Origin of the sequence: Escherichia sp. E10V10 (assembly GCF_004211985.1) — a bacterium.
Taxonomy (GTDB): domain Bacteria; phylum Pseudomonadota; class Gammaproteobacteria; order Enterobacterales; family Enterobacteriaceae; genus Escherichia.
In genome coordinates this window covers 1-1,887 of record NZ_RHJO01000058.1, presented here as the reverse complement: position 1 = coordinate 1,887, position 1,887 = coordinate 1, and the positions used below count along the sequence as shown (strand labels likewise).

General features: G+C 47.3%; 3 protein-coding genes and 1 pseudogene. 2 read left to right on the top strand and 2 right to left on the bottom strand.

Features of this window, described 5'->3' with window-relative positions:
- A pseudogene (locus tag D9736_RS23495) lies at positions 1-359 on the top strand (phage tail protein); the annotation flags it as partial.
- Between the two features lie 2 nt (positions 360-361).
- Positions 362-802 carry a tail fiber assembly protein gene (locus D9736_RS23285; RefSeq protein WP_001174921.1) on the top strand — a complete coding sequence of 147 codons (441 nt, stop codon included), beginning with the start codon at positions 362-364 and terminating at the stop codon, positions 800-802.
- On the opposite strand, the gene D9736_RS23280 is transcribed toward D9736_RS23285, so the two are convergent.
- Together D9736_RS23280 and D9736_RS23275 are read right to left on the bottom strand one after the other, a co-directional pair.
- Positions 774-1,376, bottom strand: coding sequence for a tail fiber assembly protein (locus D9736_RS23280; RefSeq protein WP_006673255.1), 603 nt, complete (start codon positions 1,374-1,376; stop codon positions 774-776). The two genes, D9736_RS23285 and D9736_RS23280, sit on opposite strands and share 29 nt — an antisense overlap.
- On the bottom strand, positions 1,376-1,887 hold a 512-nt coding region (locus tag D9736_RS23275; RefSeq protein ID WP_001598101.1), incomplete at its 5' end, for a phage tail protein. The genes D9736_RS23280 and D9736_RS23275, both read right to left, overlap by 1 nt.

Genomic DNA, 1,887 nt, shown 5'->3' with positions numbered 1-1,887 from the left:
TTGGTTTGGGAGAAGCGGCAAAACGGAATGTGGGCACAGGAGATAATCAGATACCGGATATGGGAGCATTCGCTTCTGGTTCGGGATGGTTCAGGCTACCAGGTGGATATATTGTTCAGTTTGGCACTTTTTCAGGAAACACGACCCGCTTTATCAGTGGACACTTCCCTATACCATTCCCTAATCAGCCGATGGTTTCAGTCAGTGTTATGTCTGATGCCGTTCAGTCAGACCCGTCGAATCCTGCCCCGCAGGTTTTGTCTGTAAATTTTGAACATATCAGTAATTCAGCGTGGCGTGTGGCAACCAGTGATATCTCACAGCAATACAGATTCAGTTATATTTCGATAGGACGGTAGAAATGCAGAAATATATTTTCAGTGCCGATAAAAATGCGTTTTTCCCTGTGGAGCTTAAAATCGCTTATCAGGAATCCGGCGAATGGCCCGGTGATGGAATCGAAATTGACGACACTGTTGCCGCCGAATTTATGAAGGAAGCACCAGAAGGAAAATACAGAGGTGTCATCGACGGAATGCCTGCATGGATTGATATTCCACCGCCAACTCATGAGGAACAAATTGCCGCAGCCGAACTGGAAAAGCAGCAATTGATTAATCAGGTCAACGAATACATAAACAGTAAGCAATGGCCTGGTAAAGCGGCGATTGGTCGCCTGAAAGGTGAGGAACTGGCGCAATATAATTTGTGGCTGGATTATCTGGACGCACTGGAACTGGTCGATACTTCCGGTGCGCCAGATATTGAATGGCCTACGCCTCCGGCAGTTCAGGCCAGATGACGTCCGGCGCTGTGCTGGTATCTGTTGCCGTCACCGCGTCAATATAATCCAGCACAGCGTTAAGTCGGGTGTTTTCTGGCTGCGTCAGCTTCCGCCCGGCCTGTAATTTCAGCTGAATCAGACTGATGGAAGCCATTGCAGCATCAATCAGCGACTGGCGCTGTGCTTCTGCCGCTTCTACTGCGGCGCTATGCTGTGCCTCGGTATCCGTCACCCATTTCTCACCATCCCATTTATCGTATGGCGTTAACGGGGCGATAGTGGTTGTATTTTCAGGATAATCACCCGGAGCTGTGATTTCTTTCGATTCTCCTGTTTCGGTGCTATAGATGATTTCACCGCGATGGTCTGGCACATATTCCCATGAGTTAAAATCTGCAGAACGGCAGATTGCATAACCAGCTTTATGTGTAACTGGTGCATCTAAACAAGAACATGCCGGGATACCGACGCCAACCGCAAGATATTCAGTTGATGTGGAAATATATTCCCGCGTTTCACCATCATAATTATAAATGGTAATGACTCCCGCTTTTATGGCAATGAGTTCGTTATTTAATACGGCTTTATTCATCAGGCAGCCCTCACGATATAATTAAAGGCAATGTTACGAGGACGGTTTTCGTTTGCAGTTGGAACAATTCTTGAAGCATCAAGGCCAATCACTTTTGGGTAAACAGCGCCATCTGTTCTTTCTGTCACCATACTTCTGATTAAGGAGAAATAACTATTGTTCGTTGAGGGGTTCAAAGGCACTACTGCCCCCTTAAACGAGCCTACTGATTCCCATATTGAATAATTTTCGGTGTTTACAGTCTTGAACTCACCATAGATATTACGTATGGCATCGCCCTGAGCGGATAATATTGCCCTCCCCGTATCCATACCACGTCCGTCATCCCAGCCACGAATAAACTCACCACGTAAATCAGGCAATTTATTTGTCGGGTAAGCCTTTGCCAGCTCCGGGTATTCTTCAGCAGAAAAAGCTGCTCCGTTGCATTTCAGCCAGCCTGTTGGCGGAGTGGCTGAAGGCCACGGAACAGGAACCCCAACAGGTAATGCAGAGCCTTCTCCCAAACCAA

What these genes read in the sequence shown, in the direction of transcription:
- D9736_RS23285 (WP_001174921.1), top strand. Translation starts at nt 362, where the DNA reads ATGCAGAAATATATTTTCAGTGCCGATAAAAATGCGTTTTTCCCTGTG.
- D9736_RS23280 (WP_006673255.1), bottom strand. Translation starts at nt 1,376, where the DNA reads ATGAATAAAGCCGTATTAAATAACGAACTCATTGCCATAAAAGCGGGA.